We start from the raw sequence: 21,651 nt of genomic DNA on the forward strand, positions 1-21,651 counted from the left end.
ATGAAGGTCAACATTTTTTAAAAGGCTATTTAACTCATCATCATCTGTTACTGGTACTTTTATCTTTTTGTCTTTCCATACTTAACTTTAGAGTTAGTATGACATGAACGTTTGGTTATATTTTAAAAATTGTGTGCAAAAATACATCCAAACGTTTTTTCAGATTCGGTATTATTCTTGATTATTGCGTTGTTGCCGCTATTTATGCCGCTTTTTTCTTTTCTTTGACTATTCCGTCAGTCAAACTATTAAAATTGAACTCATATTTTTGGCTATATCGGTTCCAGCCCTCACGAATAGGTAATCTGGGGATAATTCCTGCGAGTGCAAATCTTAGCATGCCAGCGGTGGTTGTATCCTGATCCCGCCAAGGAATCCTTGAAATGCCCACGCTTGCTTGATTTTTACAGACGGTCAACAGTTGCAATAATGCGTATCCAGCCATCTTCAGATGCATCCACCGCAACAGAGTTCTCAGCTTTTGCTGCCATAACTGGCGGCAACCAAATGAATGTTTAATTTGCTGAAACATGGGTTCAACCGGCCATCTTTTCGCATAAATACGAAGGATGTCTATACCTTCAAGTCCAGTATTGGTTGCAATGAATATACGGCTTTCTGTCAGTCCTTTATCATTTTCAAACCGACCCCAGACAACCCGAACCTTGCGGCCTTTCAGGAAGCGAGCCCGACATACCCGGGTGCGATAACGTATCTTTCGAAATCTGCCGTATATTCTTACGGTTGTTTGATATTCCGGTAGCTTCTCCACTTCCGGGGGCGTCATTTTGATGCCATACTTTTTGGGTCGCCCACGTTTTTTTGCAGTGGACTCCAACGGTAAGGCATACAATGCCCGGTTTAACGGGATTTGCCCTACTACTTCATAGCCCATTTCCAGAACGGGTTGCATTAGCGTCCAGTTCATATACCAACAGTCTGTCAGCAAGCGCAGTCCTTGCACCTTCACCTCTTGCCTCACTACTTTTAGCATGGCAACAGCGATTTTTAGCTTACTGGCATTGCCTGAAGCAGGAGATGGAAAGGAAAGCACAGGGATGGCAGTAAATACTTCATCTTTAGCCCGCTCAAATACAACAGCCAGGGATACCCAGCATTGTCCCCAGATATACGTTGGCCGGTTCCTTTTTTTACTGTGCTGGTGATGGGTTCGGCAAGCGGGAGCCTTGTCAGAAAAACGCTCCACCACCCAATCATCAAGACCAATGTTGATAAGTTCACCCCGTGGTACTTTTGAGCATACCAGCTGAATGAGCCGGCATGCGAGGCTCCTCCACCGCCACTTGCCTTGAGAGAGCCAATGGTGGTAACTGCTCCATACGCATTGAAAGTTATTAATAGATAACAGCGCCTGAGTGACAAAGCCTTGCCCGGATAGCATGCAGCCAAAAAGAAGTTCGCAGAACGTAGGTACTGCTGTTGGGGATAGCGCTGAAGCAAGAAACGTTGTATATAAGGCAAGCTCCCGGAGGATCTCTTTATGATCTGAAGTGAGCATAGCAACCATCTTTGTATTTTGTTTGGAGATGGTTGCTATTAACCGATTTCAGATGAAAATCGTACTATTGTTCTTTGGTAACTCTAAAGTCGAGTTTCCATACTATTTCCATATATTCCGATCCTTTTACAGGGGGCTGGTTCTGTAGGATATCAATTACTTGTCCCCTAAGGATATGAATATTCATGAATATGACCTATTAGGTTTAAGCTAGTAATATAGAATTCGTCTTTTTTTTCAATATCTTTATGCTGCCTGATCGTTGTTTCATGGGGTGTGACTGGTTTGAGTGGTTGCGTTATTTTATTAAAGCCCGATAAGCACTGTTTTTTGTACTATATTTGCTTCTACAAGGTTTGGTGGTATCTACCCCGGTTAGAGCGTGAACAGCATCTGCTGCAAGCAGGCAATAGTCGTTTTTTCTATTCAAAGGGATGCTTTTTCCGAATTTATATTAATTCTGCCAGTGTGAGTGGTCAGTCTTGATATCATATAGTTCTTAAAAAGGTTTATTTTTTATGAAAAAAGCATGTGCATTTATTCTGCTTACACTTTTTTCATCAGCTTTATGGGCTGTCTTTAAATTAGAGATATATCAAAAAGGAGGGCGTGGAGGATTTGTATTTAAAGATGAGGATACCGGTTTTGTAGAAAGAATGTGTCCTCTTACTTATTCATCGCCACAAAAATTATTTAGTAACGAAGTAGGGCTGAAAGAGCTTAGTGAGGATGTTCCTCATGATAGGGTTGATGGAGAATGCAACATACCAAGGCAAGAAATAATGAAAGTGTATGTTATTGGGTTTAATAATTTACAAACAAATTATTATGTTAAAGAACAATATGCATTCATAGTTGAATATAATAATGGAGATAAATATTTCATATTTTATTTTTATAAGCCCAGTGATCCATCACGTGTGCGTTTAGCTATAGAATTGGCAACAATCCAAATTGGGAATATGGTGCTTGCTAGTATGAGGAGGATATGTCAACCAATATATGATAAAGAGTTACACCCTTTGTTTGCTCATACAAAAAAGTATGGCATAGTAGCTCAAGTGAAATTAGATGGAGAAGATGCTGTTTGGAGAAGTGATGAAAAATCTGTTCGACTGGGGGACTTTCTTACATGTACTTATGATTTGTTAGTAGAGACAACAAAATTTTAAACCAAGTCCCTCAAGCAGGGGTTAAGGGATTGGGTCTTGAATATTGGAATCACTTATGCTGAATCAATACTCAAAACCCAAACCTGGTTTTATTCAGTGGCTTAAAAATACAGTTACAGTTAAATTTAAAATACCATCACTAGACCAATCCCAAACTAAGGTAGAATGTAAGTCATCAGTTAATGGTATTTGTCTATGATGATTTACATTAACCCTTACGTTTGTTAAATACAGTAAAGTGGTTTTTCTGATATAGGGTGTTTCTTTATTTAATAAGGCGTCAGTCATCTCTTCATCGGTTTCAAATTGTAGATCAGATAGGGTTCCATATTGCATGTTGATTTCCTCTGAGCATTGCTTTATTTTCTCTTTAATATGTTTTTCTATTTTTTTCTGCAAAGATTTAATGAAAGCTGGATAATTCAGGCTGTTATTGAATTTTTCATTTATTTTAAAGACTAAATTTTGTTGAAGCCATTTAAGTTTATCCCATATTCTTTCCTGTATAACAGAGCTTTGATGCCAGGAAAATTGATCTTCTGTAGCTCCAGCCATAATTTTTTGTACTGGAACTATTAAAACAAACAAAAAAATAGATTCTTTAACTCTTTCATTTTGATGTCTAGCCTTGGGTTTAAAAATCCCAATTATAGGATAAAATATTTAAGATTTCCGGCAAAGTCAATGTTGAGGTCATTAGAAGGAGGTAAACAGTAAGTGTTTATTGGCTACATTACGACCAATATACTGGTAGAGTAGTTTTTCAATTTCTACTTTTTTTCATTATTCATGTTTCTGTATAACGTATCACCTCTGTGGCACAACGTTCGATAATTCACCTGAATCCGTGAGTTCACTGTAGCCCAACTCCTCTGGATCAACCACAAAACGTAAGTTCCAAGTTAAAATGCACCCACTCTAATTTTCACCACCTGGGTGCATTTTTGTGAAACTGAAAATTGAACAATCACAGACGGAATTTTATACACCGGTCGCAGGGCTTTATTTCGTTGGTCATGCACTCAACAAAAAGACAGCGTTAAGCAAATCCCTGCGCAAAATAAAAAAAAGGCACCGTATCACTCATATCGACCTGATCAGAGCTTACTGCGGCCAACTGGCTCAGGGTAAAAGTGATTTTGATAATGTTGATAATAACCGGGATAACGACTGGTTCCGGTTGGCAATGGGCATTAAACAAATGCCTTCAGCCAGCCGCTTAAGACAGCGTTTCAATGAAGATGCCGCCCAACTGATTCCTTTCATCGAGGACAGCCTTACCGATGTCCTGGTTAATCTTCAGGTGCCCGTCACACCCCTTCCGAAAAAACTCGATAAGAAGCAGCACATACCACTGGATATCGACGTATTCCCTATGGATAACAGCAATACCAAAAAGGAGGGGGTCGAGTACACGTATAAAAAATTCTTTGGTTATGCCCCTATTGCCGCTTACTTTGGCTGCGAAGGCTGGTGCCTGGGATGTGAATTACGCCCAGGCTCTCAGCACTCCCAGAATGATTTTATTGGCTTTTTACAAGCAGTGCTGCACCGCAGCCGACGTTTGACCCGAGCGCCTATTCTGGTTCGCCTTGATAGTGGCCACGATGCTGAGGAATCGCGCCGGGAAATCGCCGGGTTCAAAGGTGTGAATCACATTATCAAGCTCAACCCAAGAAAGTATCACACCAAGGAACACTGGCTCCCCATTTTTGAAGAAAAGCAAGTCAAATGGGAGGAGTCGCGTCCAGGAAAGAGTTATGCGACACTCTCAACCGTCTATGAAACCAACTATGGTAACCAGCGTCTGATTATTCGCATTATCAAGCGTACCACTGATACTGTAGGGCAGAGATTTCTGACACCCGATTATGAGCTGGAAGGATGGTGGACAACACTCAGCGAAGCTGACTACAGCGATGATCAGATCATTAATCTTTATGAGGATCATGCGACCAGCGAGCAGTTTCACAGTGAGTTGAAGACTGATATGGATTTAGAGCGCCTGCCTTCAGGCAAGTTTGACACCAACGACCTGGTGATGTGTTTGGGTGCACTGGTCTATAACATTCTGCGCTACATGGGGCAGAGTTGCTTGCTCGGGCCAGATGCGCCGGTACGTCATAAAGCCAAACGACGCCGGTTAAAAACCGTGATACAGGAACTCATCTACCTGGCTGCCCGTCTTCTGAAAAAAGGACATCAATACCGGCTACGCTTTGGTCGTTACTGTCCTGGTTTCAGGTCTTTCCATCAATTAATAAGCCAGCATGCACTTTGTTGATTGAATAGCGAGATAGAAAAAAATGCCATAAATGAGAAAGTACTGTATTGATAACGGTAGGGCTTCTTTCAACCTGTCTTCAAGTTTGATGATATTTTGATCAGCATTTATGCTTAAAAACGACATAAAAACACTTCAATCAATAACCCGAGTTATTTTCAAAGGAAAAAATTAATCAGCACATTTTCAAAACTGCCGGGCAAATCAAGAAATCACGGATTCAGGATTCAGGCATGCTACCTTATTCATGACTACTCATGGTTATGGCGATAGTGTGTAGGCAGTCTCTATAACCATAAGGGCAGCATATTATCAGGTGTGCCAATATCAGACGACCATGGATTTTTGAAGGTGTGGGTGAAACGCTGAATTATTAGCAATAGCATTTATTATTGCTAGTAGTTTAAATAGGATTTGTCGATAATAGCATGCCCATCGGCATAGGTGGAATTGTATAAAACTGTGCTTGTTATTTCTGATTTTTAAAAGAAGTAGATCATGAACTCTCCTAAAGCATTGGAAGTGCAGAGAATAGCAGACGCTATCTATAAGGCGGTTATTGAACAGCGGCTGAAAGCAGGAACCCGACTGGTTGAAACCCGCCTGGCAGAAGTGATGAAGGCCAACCGCAATCATGTTCGGGCGGCAATAGAAATCCTGAGCCTTCGTAAGGTAGTAACCATAGAACGAAACCGGGGAGCATTTGTAGCCAGGCCGGGGGCGGAAGAGGCGCGGGAAATTTTTGAAGCCCGAAAGGTCATTGAGAATGCCTTGATTGTGATTGCTGCCAGAAAATGTACTCCTGATCACCTGAAAAAGCTGGAACATATTATTGCCCTTGAACGGCAGGCGGAAACGGACAGTCATAGGCCGGGTCTGGTTCGACAATCTGGAGAATTTCATCTGGAAATTGCCCGGATTGCCGGTAATAAACGACTGCAGGAAATGCTGGAAACCCTGATTGCTGGCAGTTCGCTGATTGCAGGCCTGTATGAACAAACCAGTGATTTTACCGTTTCCATCGCCCAGCATCAGGAGATCCTTGATGGGTTGAAGAAAAAGGATGTTGAGCAGTTACCAAAGATTATGGATAACCACCTTGGCACCATAGAAGAGAAAGTCCTGGCCAGTTATCTCCACAAGCATGAACCGGATCTTGCCGAAATTTTTGGTTAAAAATTTAGCAGTCTCAAGGGGAATAGAAACCCACACTATTCTCCATCAACCACTTTCTATTTTCAGCAAAACGTAAAGCAATGATTTCTGGTGATACTTTATGACCTGGGTCAATAACTGCGTTTTTCTTGCTGGTATTATTGCTAGCAATTTAATAATAAATAGTTAACAAAATTAAAAAGAAAGGGTTTTAGATAAATAGCCATGGATTGGTATCAGTGTACATAACAAATCTTGTGTCCCGTAGATTTTTACAATTTGTTTGCAAATTTCAGGAGTAATTAAAACAATGAGTTTCCCTGATCTAAAAACCCGCTCGGTGGTTAAGCCTGGTACCTATGCCGTTATTCCACCGGAAGGTCGGGTCATTAATGTCATCCCTGGCATTGAAGGCTGCGAACTCAGCATTGTTGGCTCACCTAAAATTGGCTGTAGTTTTGTTCAGTATGTTGGCAAAGTGAAGGCGGAAGGCCAAACCACTAAACCCTTTGCAGCTGAATCCGGTATTGAAAGTTTTATTTATGTTATTGATGGCGAGGGAGAACTGAAAGTCACCATCGGTGGCGAAAGTAAAACCCTGTCTGCCGGTGGCTATGCCTATATCCCTGATAATAAAGCCCTGGAGTTTGCCAATACCGGGCGTGATGAGGTTCGCATTCTTCTCTATAAGCAACGCTATATTCCTGCGGAAGGCATGCAGCCCTACACCGTATTCGGAAATGTCCATGATATTCAGGAAGATAATTATATGGGGCTGCCACAGGTGTGGATTAAAGATCTGTTACCTGTAGATATTAACTTTGATATGAACTTCCATGTGCTCAGCTTTGATCCGGGTGGCTGTCACCCCTTTATTGAAACCCATGTTCAGGAGCATGGTGCTTACCTTTTAGAGGGCGAAGGAATTTATTTGCTGGGACAGGATTGGGTGCAAACCGTAGCAGAAGACTTTATCTGGTTCGGCCCGTTCACGCAGCAGGCCTGTTATGGAACCGGTGATAGCCGGTTTACTTATATTTATTCAAAGGACTGTCACCGGGACGTTGAGATTTAATTCTAATTATAAATGAAAACACCAGTTTTCTGCGGGAGTTGAAAATGTCTATTTCCAATAATTTTAAAGCAAAAGACATTCGCGATCATTTAGAAGCTACCGGAATGAAAGGTCGAAATATCACCTTTCTCGATGAATTCAGTAAAGAGCAAATTACCCATCTGTTTAAAGCCGCTGAGATGCTGGAACCCTTTATGCGTACAGGCACCAGCCTGCTAAAGGGAAAAACACTCTATACCCTGTTTTTCCAACCATCGACCCGTACCCGCTGTAGTCATGAGAATGCCATGATTCGTCTGGGGGGGCAGGTAATCACGGAGTCCGATCCCCTTCATAACTCTTCAGTGGCCAAGAATGAAAGTTTGTACGACTCCTTACGTACTACGTCCAAGTACGCTGATGTCATTGTGATGCGCCATCCTGATGACAAAGAAGCTCTGGGGGCTATTGAGCACCTGACCGGTCGCGGGGTTCCTGTTATTTCCGGGGGCTATGGTCATGTAACCCATCCAACCCAGGGATTGCTGGACAGCTATACCTGCTGGCGTGCCTTTAATAATGAGCTGGAAGGCAAGAAGATTGTTATTTCGACCCCTGACTTGAGTCGGGCCCGATCCGGGCAATCCTTCGCCCTGGCACTGGCATCTATGGGGGCACACATTATTTATACCGGTGCCAGTGAGCTGGCAACACCCGAGATTGTCCGTAATAAATTGATTGCCATGGGTGCCAGTTTTGAAGAGCACTTTGATCTTGATCAGGCGGCCCATGAAAAACTGTTTATTGAGAAAGGTGTTGATCTGGTTTATCTGCCGGGTTGCTCTGTGAAAAAAGACGATCCAAACCGTGATGATTTCATGAAGAAAATGGATAACTACTATCTTGGGTTGGATATGCTGGAGCGAGTGAGGGCGGCGACAGGCAAGATTGTGGGGGTTCATCATTCCCTGCCCCGCAACCCGGGGGAGTTTGATTTTGCCATTGATGACTCTCCCCATGAAATCTACTTCAAGGCGCTGGAATTTTCTGTGGCACTGAGAATGGCATTGCTGGCTTCAGTGGTGGGTGTTCACTAATGGCCTGTGGAGCTACCAGCTAATTGGTAGCTCCAAACCGTTTCATCTAATCCATTTCTCTTTGAATCGCTGGCTTGAATAAGCCGGGAGTGCTGCAATGTCTGAAGCGGCTGCGACAAAACCGGACATCAAAACAAAAAAGACATTCAAAATGCCTGATATCTACGTTGTGCTCGTGGGTATCATTATGGTGATGGGGATTCTGACCTGGATAGTCCCTGCCGGAGAATATGCCCGGCAAGTCATGGAAACTGTCCATGGCAGCAAGACGGTTGTTATACCGGGTTCCTTTGAATATGTAGCTTCCAGTCCAGTGGGCTTTTTTGATTTATTGTTCTCTATACCCAGAGGGTTGGAAAATGCCGCAGAGCTGGTGTTTATGACCCTGTTGGTGGGCGGTGCCATCGGTGTGATTCGCCGTACCGGCATTATCGAAATGGGCGTCAATTATTTACTGACGGTTCTTGGCCAGAGAACCCAGCTGATGATCCCTATTCTGACCTTATCCTTTGCCACCATTAGTGGATTTATCGGTGTACCGGAACTCTCCATCGCCTTTCTGCCCATTGTCATGCCCCTTATGTTCCGCCTGGGTTATGACTCCATCACAGCCACAGCCATAGCCATGCTGCCTACCACCCTGGGGTTTGCCTTTGGTATTACCATTCCGGGTACGGTGGGCATTGGTCAGGCGATTAGCGAACTGCCACTTTTTTCCGGTGCCTGGCTCAGGGCTTTGACCCTGTTTGGAGCCATGGTGATATGTATTGTTTACACCATGCGTTATGCCTCCAGAATTAAAGCGAATCCCGAAGCCAGCCTGATGTATGCCGAGGATTTAAATACCCGTCAGGCACTGGCAGCAGATAACCAGGCGTCAGTGTCTGAATATAGCTTCCGTCATAAGCTGGCAGGTATTTTTACCCTGTTGATGTTTGCTGCCATCATTACGGCCATTTTGAAACTGGGGCTGAGCTATTCCCAGATGGGTGCACTGTTTATGGGGATGGCAATTGTCACTTCATTAATAGCGGGAGATAGCCTTGACCGCATGTGTCAGAACTTCAATACCTCCTTTAAAGAGATGCTGGTGGGGGCATTAATTGTGGGTATTGCCCGGGCCATTTCTTTAGTGATGATGGATGGCAATATTATCGACACCATTGTTCATGGCATGGAAGTGGCCGTTTCCTCTTTGCCTAACTCATTGACGGTAATTGGTATTTTCATCGGACAGTTATTGATTAACTTTCCGGTGCCCTCCGGCTCAGGACAAACCATTCTGACCATGCCGGTATTAGTGCCACTGGGGGATTTACTGGGAATCACCCGGCAGACACTGGTGCTTGTCACCCAGTGGGGTGATGGGCTGACCAACCTGATCTTCCCGACATCCGGCTATTTTGTTGCCACTCTGGCCATTGCCAGAATCAGCCTGAGCCGCTGGCTGAAATTTTATCTGCCGCTGTTTGTCACCTTATGTGTGATGGCAGGTATCGTGATGACTGTATCCAATGCCATGGGCTATGGGCCATTTTAAATACTAAAAAAACCACTAAAGGCCATTGGAAAAACCTATTTGTAAAGAACTATAAAATAAACAGGTGATAATAATGAAAAGTAGTAAATCCAAAGCAGATACGGTGATTTGCAATGGCCTGTTAGTATTGGAAAACGGCACTATGGAGGGGGCTCTGGCCATCAAGGATGGCAAAATTGCAGCCATTACTACCCATGAGTGTGCCCCTGAGGCAAACCGGGTAATTGATGCCCGGGGTATGGCGGTAATGCCTGGTTTGGTGGACCCCCACAGTCATATCTGGGAGCCAACGCACTACCCGGAACGAGAGGATTACCTGACCGGTTCCCAGGCGGCAGCTGCCGGTGGTATCACCACCATGATTGAAATGCCGTTGTCCGTTCCCCCAGTAACCAATCGCGATGCCTTTACCTATAAAGAAGGTATCGTTGAAAAAAAGACGGTGGTTGATGTGGCATTCTGGGGAGCCTTAACTGAGAAATCCACCGGCCATTATGCTGAATTAAACGAATGTGGTTGTGTGGCTTATAAAGTATTCATTCCTTATGCCAGCCCTGATTACCCTCACACTCCCGATTATGCGCTATTAAAGTCTATGGAAGAGATCAGCCAGTTTAATGGGCTGGTGGGCGTTCACGCCGAGAATGCAGATATTATCCACAACAAACAGAAAGAGTTTGAAGCAAAAGGTATTTTCAATGGTGCCGCCCATGAGCAGGCTCGTCCTGAAATTGCGGAGCTTGAGGCCATCAGCCGGGTGATTCTTTTTGCTGAGTATACCGGTTGTCGTTTACATATATGCCACCTTTCAACAGTAAAGGCACGGACACTCATCAGGCAGGCAAAGGAACGGGGTGTGGATGTTACGGTGGAAACCTGTCCGCATTATCTGGTTCTGGATACCGGGGATCTGGAAAAACACGGTGGTTTTGCTAAGTGTAATCCACCCTTGCGCAGCCCGGAAAACCGGGAACAGTTATGGGCGATGTTAAAAGCCGGTGAGTTCGACATGATTGGTACCGATCACACGCCTTATACCGATAATGACCGCCTTAAACATGGCAACAATATCTGGAAAATGCCCCCGGGGATTGGCGGCATGGATTTGATGTTGCCCCTGATGATTGATGAAGGCTACCACAAGCGGGGCATAGCTCTGGAACAACTGGCGCAGTTAATGGCAACGCAACCGGCCAAACGTTTTGGCCTGCCTCACAAGGGAACGCTGAAACCTGGCTGTGATGCAGATATTACGCTGGTGGACCTTAATCAGGAATGGACTTACAGCTGGCGTAATTCTTTTGCCAAGGCCAAATGTACACATAGCCCATTTGAGGGAAGAAAGCTAAAAGGAAAGGTTATGGAAACCCTGGTGAGGGGGGCAACCGTTTACCGCAATGGGGAAATACGGGTTAACCCGGGGTTTGGCCAGCTTAATAAACGACATTCATAGGGGCGAACCCTCTTGGTTATAAGAAGAGGTAAAAGACTATGGCCAGGAACTCCATTACGGCTGACTCACCAAAACAAGATAAAAAGCGATTTGAATTCCCTGATATTTATATCATCTTAATCGGCTTTATCATTATTGTTTCACTCTTTACCTGGATTGTACCTGCCGGCAGTTACGAGCGTATGGTATTGCCCAATGGGCGAGAGTCGGTTGTGGCGGGTTCTTATAAAGTGATAGCCCAGACCCCTGTGGGTCTTATGGATATTATTACGGCTATTCCCGTTGGCTTGCGGGCAGCCTCCAGCGTTGTGTTTTTAACCTTGTTGGTGGGTGGTGCCGTGGGTGTTATTCGCAGAACCGGGGTGATTGATTTTGGTATTAATAAACTGATCCGGCTGATGGGTAAAAATGTTGATCTGGTGATCCCTGCCCTGATGTTGCCTTTCGCCTTAATTGCCGCCTTTATCGGAACGCCTGAGCTGGGCATTGCCTACCTGCCCATTATTCTGCCCTTAATGCTACGGCTGGGGTTTGATTCCATCACGGCAACCGCCATGGTATTGCTCTCAACCACCCTGGGTTTTGCCTTTGGTATTACGGCGCCGGCAACCATCGGTATTGGGCATATGTTAGCTGAGTTACCTATGTTCTCTGCCGCATGGTATCGGGGCACTTTTTTTGTGCTGATCCAGTTTGTGACCATTCTGTTTGTTATGCGTTATGCCAGAAAGGTCAGGATGACACCTTCCCTTGCTATTAATCGTGAACAGGATGAGAAACTCCGGTTGGCTTTAAAGGCTGAAGATGCCGGACAGGTGGATCATTTCAATAAACGTCATCAATCCGCAGCCATTGTCACCCTGATCATGTTTATTGGCATTATTGCCAGTGTCCTTCAATTTGGTTTGGGGTTTGATGAAATTTCCGGTCTTTTCATATTGATGGCCATAGTGACTTCATTAATTGTTGGAATCAAGGCTAACCGGATTTGTTCAAACTTTAATGAGTCATTCCGCGAAATTCTGGTGGGAGCTTTAATTTGTGGGGTTGCCAGGGGTGTATCAGTGATTCTCACCGAAGGGAATATCATGGATACCCTGGTTTTCTATCTTGCGGGTATGGTGGAGTCACTGCCTGGTGCACTGACTGCCGTGGGTATACTGATGACTCAAACAGTGTTCAATTTTCTGGTGCCTTCCGGTAGTGGCCAGGCCTTGATTACTCTCCCCATCCTTATTCCCCTGGCAGATCTTGTGGGACTCACACGACAGGTGGTGGTTCTGGCAACGCATTGGGGAGATGGCATTACCAATATTTTATTCCCTACCTCTGGTTACTTTATGGCAATCCTGGTGATTGGTCGGGTCAGTATTGGTAAGTGGCTGAAATTTTATTTTCCTCTGTTTTTGTATGTTCTTTTTATGGCGGTTAGCGGTTTGATTATTGCTCAAGGTAGGCCGCTGCGCGGCGACTTTTGATCCCGAGCTTATTGAGAGGTTTTGTGTTTTTTTTGATGCCGAGTCAGATTGCCTGTACTTGATGCTTTGTGACCACACTCCTTGCAGATCAGGTGATCAGGGTGAGTCTGCTTCCCGGGATGCTTTCCCAGCATGTGGCTAGTCAGATGGCCTGTACTTGATGCTTTGTGACCACACTCCTTGCAGATCAGGTGATCAGGGTGAGTCTGCTTCCCGGGATGCTTTCCCAGCATGTGGCTAGTCAGATGGCCTGTATGTACTGCTTGAAAACCACACTCCTTGCAGATCAGGTGATCAGGGTGAGTCTGCTTCCCGGGATGCTTTCCCAGCATGTGGCTAGTCAGATTGCCTGTATGTGCTGCTTGAAAACCACACTCCTTGCAGATCAGGTGATCAGGGTGAGTCTGCTTCCCGGGATGCTTTCCCAGCATGTGGCTAGTCAGATTGACTGTACTTGATGCTTTGTGACCACACTCCTTGCAGATCAGGTGATCAGGGTGAGTCTGCTTCCCGGGATGCTTTCCCAGCATGTGGCTAGTCAGATTGCCTGTATGTACTGCTTGAAAACCACACTCCTTGCAGATCAGGTGATCAGGGTGAGTCTGCTTCCCGGGATGCTTTCCCAGCATGTGGCTAGTCAGATTGCCTGTATGTACTGCTTGAAAACCACACTCCTTGCAGATCAGGTGATCAGGGTGAGTCTGCTTCCCGGGATGCTTTCCCAGCATGTGGCTAGTCAGATGGCCTGTATGTACTGCTTGAAAACCACACTCCTTGCAGATCAGGTGATCAGGGTGAGTCTGCTTCCCGGGATGCTTTCCCAGCATGTGGCTAGTCAGATTGCCTGTATGTGCTGCTTGAAAACCACACTCCTTGCAGATCAGGTGATCAGGGTGAGTCTGCTTCCCGGGATGCTTTCCCAGCATGTGGCTAGTCAGATGGCCTGTATGTACTGCTTGAAAACCACACTCCTTGCAGATCAGGTGATCAGGGTGAGTCTGCTTCCCGGGATGCTTTCCCAGCATGTGGCTAGTCAGATGGCCTGTATGTACTGCTTGAAAACCACACTCCTTGCAGATCAGGTGATCAGGGTGAGTCTGCTTCCCGGGATGCTTTCCCAGCATGTGGCTAGTCAGATTGACTGTACTCGATGTTGCGTAATAACAACCTTCAACAGAACAAGGATAAGACCTTTTTTTTGTACACTTATATTTTTTTTTTGAAGGGGGAGGCTCACCATTAAAATCAGGCTCACAAATATATTCCACTCCTTTTCTTTTTATACTTTTTTTGTCTTCATTTATTAAATAGCCTGCTGTTATTCCAGTATTTGTCGTCGCTATTACACCATAAGCATTATCATCAGATTGAATATTCACTATTTGTCCTTCTTCATTTAAACCGACAATTACAGGATTTCCTTGATCAGGTGTATTTGCAATAGCTACCCCTATCGCTATTTGAGTAGCTTCAGCCTGACTGTACGGAGTAGTAAAAATACACTCATCGGTTTTATTTTCATTATCATCTACCGGTTCTGTTTTTATTTTTACACTTAAATCCATCGGCTTTGTAGGTGGTATTTCATCGACGACTTTACAGTCTATTTCTAAATTTAATGGTTTTTCTTGTTCTTGACTTGTACCCTTTATCGCAACTTTCTCACAAATAAAACTATTTCCTTGAGTGGTGCATTCTATAATTTCCTTCTGCTGATTATCTCCAGTGCCACCTTCACAGAAAACGCAGCAAAACAACAGTAAAAATAACAATGCGGGCAATTGACATCAGAATACCTACGGATATTAATTGCAAGTAAACGTAGATACTCTTCCCTCCTTAATTTTTGTACGGTTGTTTTCTTATCCGCATCCCATCAAAACTAAAACAGCTACTCCTGACCGGCCAGCTCTGGTGGAACTACTACCAGAAACACACTGGTAATTTGCGGGACGTGGTACTGGACAACATCAACCGGATACTCGCCTGCGGTCGCTTGTTCATGGGCTATGCCACATGGTTGTGCAGTAACGAACAGTGTAGTCACTCCAAAAAAATTTGCATGGGTTGCAAGTCACGTTTTTGCAATACCTGCGGAAAAAAACTCACTGACCAGTGGATTGAAAAGCAGCGAGTCTTACTGCCCGATACCGAGTGGCAACATATCACCTTCACTATGCCTTGTGAGCTTTGGGCATTTTTTTTGCTCAACCGTGAGTTGTTGAAGCCACTCAGCGCCATTGCCGCCAAGGCCATACAGACCGTTGCCAGAAAGAAAGGCATTACTCCCGGCATCTTTACCGCCCTGCATACCTTTGGCCGTGACCTGAAATGGAATGTCCATATTCACCTGTCCGTTACCCGTGGCGGCATCACTGAAGACAGTCAACACTGGAAAGCCCTGTTCTTCTCCCGTGAAGCCATCATGCCCCAGTGGCGTTACGGGATGATCAACCTGCTCAGGGAAGCCTACAAAAGCGGTACGCTAACCTTGCCGGACACATTGCAAGCCAACTGCCACAACCTGACGGACTTTAACCGTTTCCTGAATGCCCATTACCAGAAAAGCTGGATCGTTCACTTTGCCCAGGCCACCAAAACACCGAAGGCGACCATCAGTTATCTCGGGCGCTACCTGAAGCGGCCACCGCTGGCGATGTCACGACTCAAACACTACGACGGCAATACCGTGGTGTTTGAGTACCTGGATCACAAAAGCAAACGCTACCTGAACTTTACCTGTGAAGGTGAGGAGTTCCTCGACCGGCTGATCCAGCATATTCCGGAAAAGGGTTTCCAGATGATTCGTTACTATGGTTTTCTGGCAAACAGGGTACGCTCAACCTTACTACCGAAGGTCTACACCCTGCTCAACCAGCCGGAGCGTAATGCCCTGACAATCACCTATGCAGGCTTGCTGAAAAGCAGCTTTGGCCTTGACCCTCACCAATGCATTCTCTGCCAGTCAGCGATGGTGTTTGCCGGTATTACCCGAGGAAGACCGCAAAGGGAACTGCACAAATACTCACAGGCGCTCGCTCTTGCGAAGCCGATCCGTTGAGTCACGCCCTCAATCCGTCTGGAATCCGGGGTTACAGGTAAAAGCTGGAAATAATGGTAGGTTTGCAGTGTTTTTTCCTGGTTGAGCGATCACTGCATCATCAGCCTGTCTGAGAGAAAACTGAAAAGCCGGAAATTTCTGGTGATTTTTTGAGCTGATCAGTTTTACAAATTCCTATGCATTCAAGTGATAGAGCTTGGGCCGTTTTAGAGGCATTAAACAACCTTCATGAGCTGCTCACTGGCAGCTTTCCTACTCATTCTGTGCTTACTGGACAAAGAAAATGACAGCAGTAACCATCAATGCACAAAGGCTTTTAGCTGATTTACATCAACTCCGCTCTATCGGGCAGTGTGGCAAAGGAGTGGTACGACTTGCCTTCACCGAGGAGGATATGGCGGCACGCTATTGGCTGAAAGAGCGTTTTAGCGAGGCGGGCCTGAGTGCTGACATTGATGGCATCGGTAATGTGATTGGTTATTCGGGGAATTCCGGCAAGGCGCTGCTGATGGGTTCCCATTCGGATACCCAGCCCCAGGGAGGATGGCTTGATGGGGCCTATGGTGTGATCGCCGCATTGGAAGTTGCCAGAACTCTCCGGGAGAATCCCGCAACAGCCCACCTTGCGGTGGATGTTGCCTCCTGGATGGATGAAGAACATACCTATCACGGGTTCCTTGGCTGTCAGGGGTTTTTAGGGATGCTTGAGGATAAGGTGCTGGAGGAAAAAAGTTACCTGACAGGCAAAACCTTAAAGGAAGCCATTAATACCTCAGGATTAAGCGGCAGGCCTCATCGCTATCAACCTGATCGATATATTGGTTATCTTGAAGCCCATATTGAGCAGGGTCCCAGGCTTGAGCTGGCAAAAAAACAGATTGGGGTTGTCAGCGGTATTGTGGGGTGCAGAAATTTTGATGTGCATTTTTACGGGCAGATGAACCATGCCGGATCAACGCCCATGAATATGCGACGGGATGCTGCCATGACCCTGATTCACTTCGGCTATCAGCTGGATACTCTGTTCAAAGAGGCCACTGGTGAATATACCGTTTGGACCATCGGCCGGTTTGAGGCTTTTCCGGGAGCCGCCAGTGTGGTTCCTGAAAAGGCTGTTATGCGGGTACAGTTTCGGGACACCTCACAGAGTAAGCTGGAACAGTTTGAACAGATTCTCCATCAATTAAGCCACTCTATCTCTGAGCAATTTAACGTAGGTATTGAGCTTGAGCGCCAGCCCGTTACCCAGCCGATGAAAATGGATGAAGGGTTCGTTTCGAAAATGGCCGATACGGCAGAAAAATCAATGCCGGGTAACTGGATGATGTTACCCAGTGCTGCCGTTCATGATGCCTGCATGTTTGCCAAAGTTATGCCTTCCGCCATGCTATTTGTGCCCAGTATTGGCGGGATCAGTCATAGTTTTTCTGAAGATACCGACGAATCGAACCTTGTAGTCGGGTGTCAGGTATTAGCTGAAACAGCGGTTCGGTTATTAGCTGAACAATAAATAAAAGCATTCTTTATTGAAGGAAAAAAAATGAAAAATCATAAAGTCTATCGTGATGAAGATGTCAGCCTTGCTGTTCTTAAAAATAAGACAGTTGCCGTTATTGGCTATGGCAGCCAGGGGCGAGCTCAATCCCTTAACCTGAGAGACAGTGGCATTAACGTTATTGTGGGAGCGGGAGATCCTGAACGTTATCCGGATAAAGCCAAGGCCCTTGATGATGGTTTTACGGTTTACGCCATAGAGGAGGCAGTGGAAAAGGCAGATATTGTCCATATTCTATTGCAGGACCCGGCCCAGCCAAGTGTTTACTATCAACATATCCATCACAAGATGCGCCTTGGCCAGACCCTGAGTTTTGCCCATGGCTTTGCTGTGTTGTACGGAACTATCCAGCCACCGGAAAATATTGACGTCATCTTGTTTGTCCCTAATGGCCCTGGCCCCGTTGTCCGCAAAAAATTTGAGGAAGGTTCTGGCATTTATGGTGCAGTGGCTGTAGAGCAGGATGTTAGCGGAAAAGCCATGGCAACGGCCCTGGCAATAGCTAAAGGTGTGGGAAGCTGTAGGGTAGGGACCATTACCCTGGATTTCCAGAAGGAAACAGAAGGCGATAATTTTGAAGAGCAGGTGCTCTATGGAGGAACCATTGAACTGATGAGAACGGTTTATCAGACAATGGTTGATAACGGCTATCCAAAATACTTTGCTTACGCAAAAGCTGTGCGTTCTATCCGCTCCATTATTGATGATATTGATGAAGTGGGTATTGAAGAATACCTGACTTGTCGTGCCAGCAGAACCTGTGAATTTGCGGTGCGCACTGCTGGCCCAAGGGTTATAAACCACGAACAGATTCAACAGGTCTTTGAGGAAACTGAACAGGGTGAGTTCGCAAAATCCTGGCTCAATGAGTTTAATCTGGGAATGCCCACTCTCCATCGCAAAAGAAGAAGTCAGAAAACATCGGATATGGAAAACACCGGTAAGGAGTTCAGGGAGCTATTTGGTATTTCCTGATTGATACCTGTTACCTCGTTCCCAGCGTCCCGAGGGTGTCGCGAAACCCAATTCTGTAGATAAAATGTCTTTTGCGACACCCTCTCCCCGCAGGGAATGCATAAGGGTATTTCAACTTATTCAATAGCTGTATGGATATTCACGCTTTCCTCCATTGGTTTTTTTCAAAGTAAGTTGAGGCTGACAATGAAAACTGATTTTCATGCAGCAATGGATGTGCTGATTACCGGGGGAGCCCTGGTACTGGAATCCGGAACTGTGCAGGGCAATCTTGCGATCCGTAACGGTAAGATTGCCGCGATTCTGGCAGAGGGTGTTGAGTTACCTGCTCAGCGTCGTATTGATGCCAGACATTTACTGGTATTCCCCGGGGTTGTTGATCCCCATGTGCACTTCAAGGAACCGGGGCCGGGAAGGATCAGGGAGGATTTTCTCAGTGGCACCCGGCAAGCAGCAGCGGGTGGTGTAACCACCACAGTAGAGATGCCTCTGAGTCAGCCTCTGGTCACTAGTCGTGCATCTTTTATGCATAAATACGAGGTGGCAAAATCTCAGGTGGTCACGGATTACGCACTATGGGGATTGCTGCCTGCCGATGATCTTGACCGGATAGAGGAGCTGATTGATTGCGGGTGTGTTGCATTTAAAGCATTTTTATCCACCGATCCGGATGCGCCGAAACTTACAGGCTACAAGCTGCTGGAAGCCATGAAGGAGGTGCGCAGACACAATCGCTTTATCGGTTTTCATGCGGAAAATGCCGATATTATTGATTCCACTGCTGCGGCTATGGCAGCGGCCGGACTATCCGGGGGGCTGGCTCATCTTCAGTCACGACCGGACATCGCTGAAATGGAAGCCATTTCCCGCATCGCCCTGTTTGCTGAAGAGACGGGCTGTGATGTGCATATCTGCCACCTGTCCAGTGGCCGGGCCCGAGACATTATCCGCCAGGCCCGTGGACGGGGTGTCTCCATGACGGTAGAAACCCTGCCAAGTTATCTGGTTCTGGATGACGCTGACCTGGATCGCTGGGGTGTTTTTGCCAAGTGTAATCCGCCCATTCGCAGCCGGGAAAATCAGGAAGTGCTCTGGGATATGGTGTTAAAAGGTGAGATCAATATGCTCGGGTCTGACCATTGCCCTTACACTGACGACGACCGGCTGAAACACAAGGGGGATATCTGGGCAGTGCCTCCCGGCTTGCCGGGTATTGAGCTGATGTTGCCACTGATGCTGGATGCCGGATTAAATCAGAGGGGGATTAAACCGGAAAAACTGGCTCACCTAATGTCTTCCGCTCCGGCCCGCCGTTTTGGTCTTGGTACTCGAAAAGGGGCGGTCCGGGTAGGTATGGATGCTGACCTGGTGCTGGCAGATCCAAACCATTGCTGGGTGTATGAAGGCGCTCGGTCAGTGGGCAAGCAGAAAAGCAGTCTGACCCCCTGGGAAGGTAAGGCTTTGAAGGGACAGGTGATTGAAACAATGGTGCGGGGACATACGGTTTTCCGGGAGGGTGAAGTGTGTGCCGATCCGGGAACTGGCGAGCTGATTCGGCCGGAATTTAATTGCATTCCCAGCGAGGATGCCGGGAACGAGAGGGGCATTTTGCGCTAGCCTCCTCAGGCTGAAGACATCAAACTCACTGAAATGACGTACTATAAGAACAGGGTAATAGTCATGAGCGACTTCTCCGAAATACACGTCAGTCATACCTGTATTGATACCCACAAGGTTGATCCCGGGTTATACAACAAAGACCTGGCACCACTGAAGCCGGAGGGGAGAACCTGGGGAGCCTTTGAAATTTTCAATGTCTGGGCCAATGACGTCCAGAGCCTATTTGGTTATACCCTGGCTGCCTCACTGTTTATCACCTCCGGATTGAACGGCTGGGCGGTGATGGCTGCCATTATTCTGGCTGCCCTGATCATCATGTTTCTCTGTAATCTGGCGGGTAAGCCCAGCGTTAAATACGGAATTCCCAGTCCGGTGCTGGCCCGTGTCTCCATGGGGGTTCATGGGGCGAATTTTCCTGCCATGACCCGTGGGGTCGTGGCGATGTTCTGGTACGGTGTACAGACCTATTTTGCTTCCACAGCGGTGGCGCTGCTGCTGAACAGCCTGTTTGAATTTCAAGGAACAGAAACCTTTTTGGGCATGACTGCCGTCAGCTGGTTTTCGTACATTGTTGTCTGGTTATTTCAGTTAGTCATGTTTATGTTGGGCATCAACTGGATTACCCGTTTCCTGAACTGGGCGGGTCCGTTCGTTTATCTGGTGATGATTGCCCTGATGGTGGTGATCTGGTTTCAGGCAGGAGATCAACTGTTGCCTGCGGTCAGCACGATTTTCAAGGGAACGGGGGAGTATACCAGGGGGCCGGTTGTGGCATTCTTTGCCGTTGTCGGCACTATGATTGCGTACTTTGCCGCTGTGGTGATCAACTTCGGTGACTTTTCCCGGTTTGTAAAAGATGAAAAGTCCCTGAGAAAAGGGAACTGGTGGGGCTTGCCGGGAAATGTGGCGCTATTCTCTTTTATTGCCCTGTTTGTTACCGCAGGGACTGTGGTGGTGTTCGGCGAACAGTTAACTAACCCGGCGGAAATTATTGAACGGGTTGATAATATTTTCCTGACCGTGGTGGCGGCCACCTGTTTTTTTGCTGCCACCATAGGTATCAACCTAGTGGCTAATTTTATCCCTTCGGCTTACGGACTGGCCAACCTGTTGCCCCATAAAGTCAGCTTTAAAATGGGCGGCGTGATTACAGCATTGATTTCCTTCTTTATTGGCGCCCTTTGGGTATCTTTAATCAGCAATATTGGAATTGACGGGTTTGTAAATACCCTGGGAGCAGTATTAGCACCGGTCTACGGCATTATGATGGTGGACTACTACCTGCTGAAAAAGCAGGAGCTGAATGTACAGGATTTATTCTCGTCAGAACCCGATAGTGCATACTTCTACCACAATGGCTGGAATCGCAAAGCGCTGCAGGCATTTGCCATTGCTGCCGCCTTTGCCATTGGTACGGTGTGGGTTCCTGCGCTCTCTGCACTTCAAGGGTTTGGTTGGATGATCGGTGCGGTGATAGGAGGAGTACTTTATTATCTGTTTATGGGACATGGAGCCTCTGTCAGGCATCCTCAATCTGTATGAAACTGAGCAAAGTTTCAGAATCAGAACTTTAAAAAAGGTTTAGAAAAGGTTTAGCCCGGATATTTCATAAAGCAGCAGGCTGTCCATTCAATTTTGACTTTTCTGTGGGGGCTGCTGTTTTATCACTCTGTGACTAAAGGTCTTCA

16 protein-coding genes are annotated in these 21,651 nt (G+C 46.2%); 13 read left to right on the forward strand and 3 right to left on the reverse strand.

The annotated features are described in order from the left end of the window. Positions 1-202: 202 nt before the first annotated feature. Complete coding sequence (locus MJ595_RS05795; protein WP_263078492.1) at positions 203-1,528, reverse strand: transposase; 1,326 nt, start codon at positions 1,526-1,528, stop codon at positions 203-205. Between the two features lie 509 nt (positions 1,529-2,037). Between MJ595_RS05795 and MJ595_RS05800 the strand changes: the two genes are divergently transcribed. After that, positions 2,038-2,691: a hypothetical protein gene (locus tag MJ595_RS05800; RefSeq protein WP_263081514.1), complete on the forward strand. Its 654-nt coding sequence runs from the start codon at positions 2,038-2,040 to the stop codon at positions 2,689-2,691. Between the two features lie 93 nt (positions 2,692-2,784). Here MJ595_RS05800 and MJ595_RS05805 read toward each other — a convergent pair whose 3' ends face one another. Then, positions 2,785-3,279 (reverse strand): hypothetical protein, encoded by a 495-nt coding sequence (locus tag MJ595_RS05805; protein WP_263081515.1) that lies wholly within the window; start codon positions 3,277-3,279, stop codon positions 2,785-2,787. Between the two features lie 358 nt (positions 3,280-3,637). On the opposite strand from MJ595_RS05805, the gene MJ595_RS05810 reads away from it, so the two are divergent. From MJ595_RS05810 to MJ595_RS05840, 7 genes are all read left to right on the forward strand, one after another. After that, on the forward strand, positions 3,638-4,975 hold the full coding sequence (locus tag MJ595_RS05810) for an IS1380 family transposase (RefSeq protein ID WP_263078015.1): 1,338 nt from the start codon (positions 3,638-3,640) through the stop codon (positions 4,973-4,975). Positions 4,976-5,473: 498 nt separating this feature from the next. After that, positions 5,474-6,151 (forward strand): GntR family transcriptional regulator, encoded by a 678-nt coding sequence (locus MJ595_RS05815; protein ID WP_263081516.1) that lies wholly within the window; start codon positions 5,474-5,476, stop codon positions 6,149-6,151. 289 nt (positions 6,152-6,440) lie between these two features. After that, positions 6,441-7,205 (forward strand): (S)-ureidoglycine aminohydrolase, encoded by a 765-nt coding sequence (allE, locus tag MJ595_RS05820; RefSeq protein ID WP_263081517.1) that lies wholly within the window; start codon positions 6,441-6,443, stop codon positions 7,203-7,205. Between the two features lie 44 nt (positions 7,206-7,249). Further along, the gene (locus MJ595_RS05825; RefSeq protein WP_263081518.1) at positions 7,250-8,281 is read left to right on the forward strand and encodes a hypothetical protein; all 1,032 of its coding nucleotides are present in this window, start codon (positions 7,250-7,252) and stop codon (positions 8,279-8,281) included. 97 nt (positions 8,282-8,378) lie between these two features. Next, the gene (locus tag MJ595_RS05830; protein ID WP_263081519.1) at positions 8,379-9,821 is read left to right on the forward strand and encodes a YfcC family protein; all 1,443 of its coding nucleotides are present in this window, start codon (positions 8,379-8,381) and stop codon (positions 9,819-9,821) included. 73 nt (positions 9,822-9,894) lie between these two features. Continuing rightward, entirely contained in the window at positions 9,895-11,274 is a 1,380-nt protein-coding gene (gene allB, locus MJ595_RS05835) for an allantoinase AllB (RefSeq protein WP_263081520.1), read from the forward strand. 38 nt (positions 11,275-11,312) lie between these two features. Continuing rightward, on the forward strand, positions 11,313-12,752 hold the full coding sequence (locus MJ595_RS05840) for a YfcC family protein (protein WP_263081521.1): 1,440 nt from the start codon (positions 11,313-11,315) through the stop codon (positions 12,750-12,752). An 8-nt stretch (positions 12,753-12,760) separates the two neighbouring features. On the opposite strand, the gene MJ595_RS05845 is transcribed toward MJ595_RS05840, so the two are convergent. Next, positions 12,761-14,317: a hypothetical protein gene (locus MJ595_RS05845; RefSeq protein WP_263081522.1), complete on the reverse strand. Its 1,557-nt coding sequence runs from the start codon at positions 14,315-14,317 to the stop codon at positions 12,761-12,763. Positions 14,318-14,598: 281 nt separating this feature from the next. Between MJ595_RS05845 and MJ595_RS05850 the strand changes: the two genes are divergently transcribed. From MJ595_RS05850 to MJ595_RS05870, 5 genes are all read left to right on the forward strand, one after another. Beyond that, entirely contained in the window at positions 14,599-15,813 is a 1,215-nt protein-coding gene (locus MJ595_RS05850) for an IS91 family transposase (RefSeq protein ID WP_263080649.1), read from the forward strand. Between the two features lie 283 nt (positions 15,814-16,096). Then, a complete protein-coding gene (locus MJ595_RS05855; protein WP_263081523.1) occupies positions 16,097-17,323 on the forward strand; it encodes a hydantoinase/carbamoylase family amidase in 1,227 nt (408 codons plus the stop codon). A 30-nt stretch (positions 17,324-17,353) separates the two neighbouring features. Further along, positions 17,354-18,343, forward strand: coding sequence for a ketol-acid reductoisomerase (ilvC, locus tag MJ595_RS05860; RefSeq protein WP_263081524.1), 990 nt, complete (start codon positions 17,354-17,356; stop codon positions 18,341-18,343). A 186-nt stretch (positions 18,344-18,529) separates the two neighbouring features. Further along, positions 18,530-19,960, forward strand: a complete 1,431-nt coding sequence (allB, locus tag MJ595_RS05865) for an allantoinase AllB (RefSeq protein ID WP_263081525.1) — start codon at positions 18,530-18,532, stop codon at positions 19,958-19,960. Positions 19,961-20,023: 63 nt separating this feature from the next. Continuing rightward, positions 20,024-21,505 carry an NCS1 family nucleobase:cation symporter-1 gene (locus tag MJ595_RS05870; RefSeq protein WP_263081526.1) on the forward strand — a complete coding sequence of 494 codons (1,482 nt, stop codon included), beginning with the start codon at positions 20,024-20,026 and terminating at the stop codon, positions 21,503-21,505. Positions 21,506-21,651 lie beyond the last annotated feature (146 nt).

The sequence above is a fragment of the Endozoicomonas sp. Mp262 genome (assembly GCF_025643335.1).
Taxonomy (GTDB): Bacteria; Pseudomonadota; Gammaproteobacteria; order Pseudomonadales; family Endozoicomonadaceae; genus Endonucleibacter.

Coding starts and splice junctions, on each gene's coding strand:
- MJ595_RS05795 (WP_263078492.1), bottom strand. CDS start 1,528: ATGGTTGCTATGCTCACTTCAGATCATAAAGAGATCCTCCGGGAGCTT.
- MJ595_RS05800 (WP_263081514.1), top strand. CDS start 2,038: ATGAAAAAAGCATGTGCATTTATTCTGCTTACACTTTTTTCATCAGCT.
- MJ595_RS05815 (WP_263081516.1), top strand. CDS start 5,474: ATGAACTCTCCTAAAGCATTGGAAGTGCAGAGAATAGCAGACGCTATC.
- allE (WP_263081517.1), top strand. CDS start 6,441: ATGAGTTTCCCTGATCTAAAAACCCGCTCGGTGGTTAAGCCTGGTACC.
- MJ595_RS05825 (WP_263081518.1), top strand. CDS start 7,250: ATGTCTATTTCCAATAATTTTAAAGCAAAAGACATTCGCGATCATTTA.
- MJ595_RS05830 (WP_263081519.1), top strand. CDS start 8,379: ATGTCTGAAGCGGCTGCGACAAAACCGGACATCAAAACAAAAAAGACA.
- allB (WP_263081520.1), top strand. CDS start 9,895: ATGAAAAGTAGTAAATCCAAAGCAGATACGGTGATTTGCAATGGCCTG.
- MJ595_RS05840 (WP_263081521.1), top strand. CDS start 11,313: ATGGCCAGGAACTCCATTACGGCTGACTCACCAAAACAAGATAAAAAG.
- MJ595_RS05845 (WP_263081522.1), bottom strand. CDS start 14,317: ATGGATTTAAGTGTAAAAATAAAAACAGAACCGGTAGATGATAATGAA.
- MJ595_RS05855 (WP_263081523.1), top strand. CDS start 16,097: ATGACAGCAGTAACCATCAATGCACAAAGGCTTTTAGCTGATTTACAT.
- ilvC (WP_263081524.1), top strand. CDS start 17,354: ATGAAAAATCATAAAGTCTATCGTGATGAAGATGTCAGCCTTGCTGTT.
- allB (WP_263081525.1), top strand. CDS start 18,530: ATGAAAACTGATTTTCATGCAGCAATGGATGTGCTGATTACCGGGGGA.
- MJ595_RS05870 (WP_263081526.1), top strand. CDS start 20,024: ATGAGCGACTTCTCCGAAATACACGTCAGTCATACCTGTATTGATACC.